Here is a 6368-nt window from a genome sequence, read left to right on the forward strand (position 1 = left end):
GCACCGGCATCGAGGCCGCCATGCCCGGCGCCTTCGGCAAGACCGGCACCACCCAGGATTACCGGGACGCCCTGTTCATCGGCTATGTCGGCGATCTCGTGGTCGGCGTCTGGGTTGGCAATGACAACAACGCCTCCATGAACGGCGTGGTCGGCGGCGGCCTGCCCGCCAAGATCTGGAAAGAGTTTGTCACCTACGCGGTCAACCGCGACCGCCCCAAGACCGCCCTGGTGGAAGCGCCGCCGATCGAGACCGAGGACCTGACCATCCCCGAACTGCCCGCCGACGGGGCCCTGCCGGAAGGGGCTGAGGCGCCCACCGCCGAGACCCCGCCCGACGCGCCGGTTGCGCCCATTCCGCCCGTGTCCGAACCGGCCCCAGTCCCGGCTGCCGAGGCGCCCAAGCTGTAAGCCCACCCCCACTCCGCTCATCCCCGCGAAAGCGGGGACCCAGGCTTTTTTGTCAGACGAGATCTCCAGACCGATCCACCCATCCGGGGTTGGACCGCTCGATGAGTTCGAGTTTCCAGGCCCGATTCCATTTCTTCATCTGCCGCTCGCGGCGAAAAGCGCCCTCGCGAGTCTCGAACGTCTCGTAGTGAACCAGGATCGAGACATTGTACTTGGCCGTGAAACCGGGCCGGTGTTTCTCGCGGTGCTCCCAGCTTCGCCGAGACAGGTTGTCTGTCGAACCGATGTAGAGCGTGCCGTTGCGCTGGCTGGCGACAATGTAGGTGTAGAAGCTCATCGCCGAAAAAGCCTGGGTCCCCCCTTTCGCGGGGATGAGCGGAATTATGAAGCTCCACAATAGGCCAAAACTTTACAGAACAAAACTAGAACATTAGGGTCATCGCATGGTGGCCCTGACGCTGAAGCGCAAACTCGAAATCCTCTCCGACGCCGCCAAGTACGACGCCTCCTGCGCCTCGTCCGGGACGGTGAAGCGGGACTCGATGGGCGGGAAAGGCGTGGGCTCCACGGACGGCGGCATGGGCATCTGCCACGCCTATGCCCCCGACGGCCGCTGCATCAGCCTGCTGAAGATCCTGCTGACCAATTTCTGCGTCTATGACTGCGCCTATTGCGTCAACCGGGTGTCCTCCAACACCCCCCGCGCCCGGTTCACGGTGGCCGAGGTCGTCGACCTGACCCTGTCCTTCTACAAGCGCAACTATATCGAGGGCCTGTTCCTCTCTTCCGGCATCATCAAGAGCGGCGACTACACCATGGAGGAGATGGTCCGGGTGGCGAAGTCGCTGCGGATCGATCACGACTTCCGGGGCTATATCCACCTCAAGGTGATCCCCGAGGCCTCTCCGGCTCTGGTCAATGAGGCGGCCCTCTACGCCGACCGCATCTCCATCAATGTCGAGTTGCCCCGCGACGCCAGCCTGGCCGACCTCGCGCCCGAGAAGGATGCGGTCGGCATCAAGAAGGCCATGGGTCGGGTCCGCCTCGGCATCGATCAAACCACGGAAAAGGTTGGGAAAACCAAGCCTCCCAAGTTCGCCCCGGCCGGCCAGTCCACCCAGATGATCGTCGGCGCCGACGCCGCCACCGACGGCGAGATCCTGGCCAAGAGCGCCGGCCTCTATGGCGCCTACGGGATGCGCCGGGTCTACTACTCGGCCTACAGCCCCATCCCCGACACCACCTCGCGCCTGCCCCCGGTCCGCCCGCCCCTGATGCGCGAGCACCGCCTCTACCAGGCCGACTGGCTCATGCGCTTCTACGGCTTCACCCACGACGAGATCACCGTTGAGGGTGTCGATCTGGACCTCGACATCGACCCCAAGCTGGCCTGGGCCCTGCGCAATCGCGGCGACTTCCCCGTCAACCTCAACACCGCCGAGCGCGAGGCCATGCTGCGCGTGCCGGGGCTGGGCGTGCGCAGTGTCGAACGCATGATCGACATCCGCCGCTATAAGCAGCTGACCCTGGAGGACGTGAAGCGCCTGACCCGGCGGCTCGACAAGCTGAAGCCCTTCATCGTCACGGCCGACTGGCGGCCGGGCGCGCTCACCGACAAGGCCGACCTGCGCACGCGGCTGGCGCCTCCGACCCAACTGAGCCTGTTCTGATGCGCGTCGTCAGGCTGGCGTCGGAGATCGACTTCGCCGGCTGGCGCGAGGCGGCGCGAAGCCTGCGCGGCCAGGGCGCGGCGCCCGACACCGTGATCTGGACCGTGGACGGGGAAGGCGACCTGTTCGCCGATCCCGCGCCGCTGGCGGCGCCATCGACAGGCGGCTTTACGGTCAGCCGGGAGTTCCTGGAGCTGGCCGAGGCTGTGATCCTGCACCGCTCGGCCGAACGGTTTTCCCTGCTGTACCGCATGCTCTGGCGCATGGCGGCCGAGCCAAACCTGCTGCGCATCGCCACCGACCCTGATGTCGCCCGAGCCAACGACTTCGCCCGCCAGGTCAGCAAGGCCGCTCACAAGATGAAGGCCTTTGTCCGCTTCCGGGCCGTGGGCGCCGACCCGGAAGCCTACGCCGCCTGGTTCGAACCGGCCCATCGGGTGACCGAGTCGGTCGCGCCCTTCTTCGCCAAGCGCTTCGCCAACATGATCTGGTCGATCCTGACGCCGGACAGCTGCATCCACTGGAACGGTGCGCAGTTGGCGGTCACCCCCGGCGCCGACCCGGCTGACGCGCCGGGCGAGGACGCCCTGGAGGACTACTGGCGCACCTACTACGCCTCGATCTTCAACCCCGCCCGCTTGAAGGTCGACGCCATGACCAAGGAGATGCCCAAGCGCTATTGGCGGAACTTGCCGGAGGCGCGGCTCATTCCCGATCTGATCGCCGCCGCCAAGGGGCGGACAAACCTGATGGTCGCCCAAGCTCCCAGCCAGCCCAACCGTGTGATCCGGCAGATGGCCAGGACCGCCCGCGACGCCACCTATGACGCCCTGGCGCCTCAGAGCCTGGAGGAGGTGGCCGTCGGCGTTGACGCCTGCCACCGCTGCCCGCTCTACAAGGACGCGACACAGGGGGTGCCCGGCGAAGGACCCGCCCACGCCCGCCTGATGCTGGTGGGCGAGCAACCCGGCGACCAGGAGGATCTAGCCGGTCGGCCCTTCGTCGGCCCCGCGGGTCAGGTCTTGGACAGGGCGCTGGCCGATGCGGGCGTGCCCCGCACCGAGACCTATGTCACCAACGCCGTGAAACACTTCAAACACGAGCTGCGCGGCAAGCGCCGCATTCACCAGACGCCCAACCCGTCCGAGGTCACCGCCTGCCGCTGGTGGGTGGACGCAGAGCGCAGGCTCATCCGACCCCGCGTGGTGGTCTCATTGGGCGCCACGGCGGCCCTCAGCGTGTTCGGCAAGGCGACGCCAATCGGCAAGACTCGCGGGGTCGCCCTGCAACTGCCAGATCATGCCCAGGGGGTGGTGACCTATCACCCCTCCTACCTGCTGCGCGAGCCCGACGCCGAGGCGAAGGCCAAGGCCTACGCCCTGTTCGTCCAGGATCTCAGGTTTGCGTGGGGGCTGGCGGCCTGAGCCGGTTCCAGACCAGGGCGACGAGGCCGATCAGGACGATGGCGCCGCCGCAGGCCGTGAAGGCGATCCGGTAGGACACCCCCTGGGCCAGGACGCCGAAGACCATCAGCATGCCGGTCATGATGACCTGGCCTGAGAAGCTCTTCACCGCGGCGACGGTGGCGCGGGTCTCCGTCGGGATGGCGTGGTGCAGGCGGGCGTCGAAGTTGACATCCACCACCTTGAAGAGCCCGGCGGCCGGGATGATCAAGGCCACCGACCAGGGCTGCAGGCTGGCCGCCGCCCCGGCGATCAACAGGCCGATGGCGGCGAACAGGGCGAAGAACACGGGGGTCGTCGCCCGGCGCAGACGGTGGGCGGTGAGCGAGCCGCCGGCCTGGGCGGCGCTGATGGCGGCCACGAAGAGGGCGACCTGCGAGGCGGGCAAGCCCGTCTCCGTTCCGAAGATCGGCCAGAACCCCTCCAGCCCGCCGCCGAAGGCGTTGCTCAGGGCGGCGAAGGCGATAAGGCCCAGGATCAGCGGCGCGCCGGCCACAGTGTGGAAGCCCTGCTTCAGCAGCGCCAGATAGTGCCGGTTCGTGCGCAGCGTCTTGCGCGCCCGGGGCAGGGCGACGGCAGCGCCGGCGGCCCCCAGTACCACGAAGACGCTCGCCCACAGGATCGCGGTGTAGCCGAACTGAACCGAGACCGAGGCGCTGAGCGAGGCGGCCAGGACGGCGGCGAAGCCCACCCCCTGGGCGCGGCCGATCACCTGGCTATAGTCGTCGGCCCGGTCTTCGCCGTGCAGCTCGTCATAGACCAGCGCCTCGAACACCCCGTTGGTGAAGGCGCTCTTGGCCCCCCAAAGCATCATTCCCACCAGGCAGCTCAGGAAGCTGGGAGAGGCGATCCAGACCAGGAAGCCGATCACCCGCAGGATCTGCGCGCCGGCCAGTATCCAGCGCCGCGAATAGCGGTCGGCCAGGACGCCGGACGGGATCTGCAGGATGAAGGCGGTGATCGACCAGGCCATCAGGGTCGCCGAGATCTGGACCGGCGTCAGGCCATGATCGACGAACATCACCGTGTAGAGCGGGTAGATCAGGACGAAGGCGTCGAGGGCCTTGAAGAGATAGACCCGCCCGACGAAGGCCGGCATGGGCTAGGCCAGGAAGCCGGCCTCGGCGAAGTCGAGCATCCGCTTCAGCAGGCCGTCGATGTCGCTCTCGCGGGTGGCGCCGTCCGACAGCACGTGCAGGCGGTCGAACTCGGCGAAGCGGTTGTTGTGGACCATGCCCAGGCAGAAATGCAGCCGCCAGTAGACGCTCTCCCGCGGCAGATCCGGCCGCGCCGCGATCAGGGCGTCAGCGAAGCGGGCCAGGTGGGAGACGTCGTTGGTCAGCGCCTCGCGCATCTCCGCCGTCCCCTCGCTGCGGGCGCGGATGATGAACTGCACCGAGATCCGGCGATCGTTCTCGGGCGAGGCCCACCTCAGCGGTGGGGTGAACAGGGCCGCCAGGATGTCGCGCACCGGCGGCTTGCCGTTGTGGCGGTCGCGGGCCTCGTGAAGCATCCGGGCGCGCTCGCGGTTCAGCTCCCCGGTGCGGCGCCGGAAGATCTCGAACAGCAGGGCGTCCTTGGACCCGAAGTGGTAGTTCACCGAGGCGAGGTTGACCCCGGCCTCGGCGGTGATGTCGCGCACCGAGACGTTCTGGAAGCCGTGCAAGGCAAACAGCCGCTCAGCGGCGGCGAAGACCGCGGCCTTGGTGGCGGCCTCATTGGGCGGATCGGGGTCGTTGGCCGGCACCGGATCGGTCACAGGCGAATCCTCAAGGTTCGCGAACAGCTTAGCAGGCTAATGCGTGTCGCAAACGATTGTCCGCCTGCGACCTTTTTAGCGCGAGAGTTCCCGCATCGCCTTGTCCAGGCCTTCGATGGTCAGCGGATACATCCGGTCGCCAACCAGCTGCTTCATCAGCTCGATCGAGGGGGTGTAGTCCCAGTGCCGTTCGGCGGTGGGGTTCAGCCAGACCATGTTCTCGTAGATGCCCGCCACCCGGTCGATCCAGACCGCGCCGGCTTCCTCGTTCCAGTGCTCCACCGAGCCGCCCGGATAGGTGATCTCGTAGGGGCTCATGGTGGCGTCGCCGACGAAGATGACTTTGTAGTCGTGGGAATATTTGTGGAGGATATCCCAGGTGTTCAGCTTCTCCGCGTGGCGGCGGCGGTTGTCCTTCCAGACGCTCTCATAGAGGCAGTTGTGGAAGTAGTAGAACTCCATGTTTTTGAATTCGGAACGGGCCGCTGAGAACAGTTCCTCGCAGACCTTGATGTGGCTGTCCTTCGAGCCGCCGATGTCAAAGAAGATCAGGACGCTGATCTTGTTGCGGCGCTCCGGACGCAGGTTGATGTCCAGATAGCCCTTCTCCGCCGTGCCCTTGATGGTGGCGTTCATGTCCAGCTCTTCGGCGGCGCCATCGCGGACCCATTTGCGCAGGCGGCGTAGCGCCACCTTGATGTTGCGGGTGCCCAGCTCGACGGAGTCGTCGAGGTTCTTGTACTCGCGCTTGTCCCAGACCTTGACCGCCTTGCCGTGGCGGCCCTTCTCCTGGCCGATGCGCACGCCCTCGGGATGGTAGCCGTTGGCGCCGAATGGCGAGCTGCCGTCGCCCTTCTGGCCGTTCTGCCCCTTGCCTTCGCCGTCCCCGTCGCCCTCTTCGCGCTGCTTGCGCATCTGTTCGGCCAGGGCTTCCATCAGCTTGTCGAAGCCGCCCATGGCCTCGATCTGCGCCTTTTCCTCGTCGGTGAGGAACTGGTCGGACAGGCGCTTCAGCCATTCGGCCGGGATGTCCATGGCCCCGATCCCGTCGACCTTCTCCAGCCCC

General features: G+C 66.8%; 6 protein-coding genes and 1 pseudogene. 3 read left to right on the plus strand and 4 right to left on the minus strand.

The window, feature by feature from the left end:
• A pseudogene (locus RMO97_RS01565) lies at window positions 1–410 on the plus strand (penicillin-binding protein); the annotation flags it as partial.
• Between the two features lie 52 nt (window positions 411–462).
• Here RMO97_RS01565 and RMO97_RS01570 read toward each other — a convergent pair.
• Window positions 463–747: a GIY-YIG nuclease family protein gene (locus tag RMO97_RS01570; RefSeq protein ID WP_310538803.1), complete on the minus strand. Its 285-nt coding sequence runs from the start codon at window positions 745–747 to the stop codon at window positions 463–465.
• Window positions 748–853: 106 nt separating this feature from the next.
• Between RMO97_RS01570 and RMO97_RS01575 the strand changes: the two genes are divergently transcribed.
• Both RMO97_RS01575 and RMO97_RS01580 read left to right on the plus strand, forming a co-directional pair.
• The gene (locus RMO97_RS01575) at window positions 854–2080 is read left to right on the plus strand and encodes a putative DNA modification/repair radical SAM protein (RefSeq protein ID WP_310538804.1); all 1227 of its coding nucleotides are present in this window, start codon (window positions 854–856) and stop codon (window positions 2078–2080) included.
• A complete protein-coding gene (locus tag RMO97_RS01580; protein WP_310538805.1) occupies window positions 2080–3504 on the plus strand; it encodes a UdgX family uracil-DNA binding protein in 1425 nt (474 codons plus the stop codon). Before RMO97_RS01575 ends, RMO97_RS01580 begins: the two co-directional genes overlap by 1 nt.
• On the opposite strand, the gene RMO97_RS01585 is transcribed toward RMO97_RS01580, so the two are convergent.
• The 3 genes from RMO97_RS01585 to RMO97_RS01595 all read right to left on the minus strand — a co-directional run.
• A complete protein-coding gene (locus RMO97_RS01585) occupies window positions 3476–4642 on the minus strand; it encodes an MFS transporter (RefSeq protein ID WP_310538806.1) in 1167 nt (388 codons plus the stop codon). The genes RMO97_RS01580 and RMO97_RS01585 overlap by 29 nt on opposite strands.
• A gap of 3 nt (window positions 4643–4645) precedes the next feature.
• Window positions 4646–5302, minus strand: coding sequence for a TetR/AcrR family transcriptional regulator (locus RMO97_RS01590; protein WP_310538807.1), 657 nt, complete (start codon window positions 5300–5302; stop codon window positions 4646–4648).
• A gap of 75 nt (window positions 5303–5377) precedes the next feature.
• The coding region (locus tag RMO97_RS01595) for a VWA domain-containing protein (protein WP_310538808.1) at window positions 5378–6368 on the minus strand (991 nt) is incomplete at its 5' end.

Origin of the sequence: Phenylobacterium sp., from assembly GCF_031425575.1 — a bacterium.
Lineage (GTDB): Bacteria > Pseudomonadota > Alphaproteobacteria > Caulobacterales > Caulobacteraceae > Phenylobacterium.

Bases quoted from the DNA above. Each gene is read 5' to 3' on its own strand.
- RMO97_RS01580 (WP_310538805.1), top strand. From the start codon at position 2,080: ATGCGCGTCGTCAGGCTGGCGTCGGAGATCGACTTCGCCGGCTGGCGC.
- RMO97_RS01575 (WP_310538804.1), top strand. From the start codon at position 854: ATGGTGGCCCTGACGCTGAAGCGCAAACTCGAAATCCTCTCCGACGCC.
- RMO97_RS01570 (WP_310538803.1), bottom strand. From the start codon at position 747: ATGAGCTTCTACACCTACATTGTCGCCAGCCAGCGCAACGGCACGCTC.
- RMO97_RS01585 (WP_310538806.1), bottom strand. From the start codon at position 4,642: ATGCCGGCCTTCGTCGGGCGGGTCTATCTCTTCAAGGCCCTCGACGCC.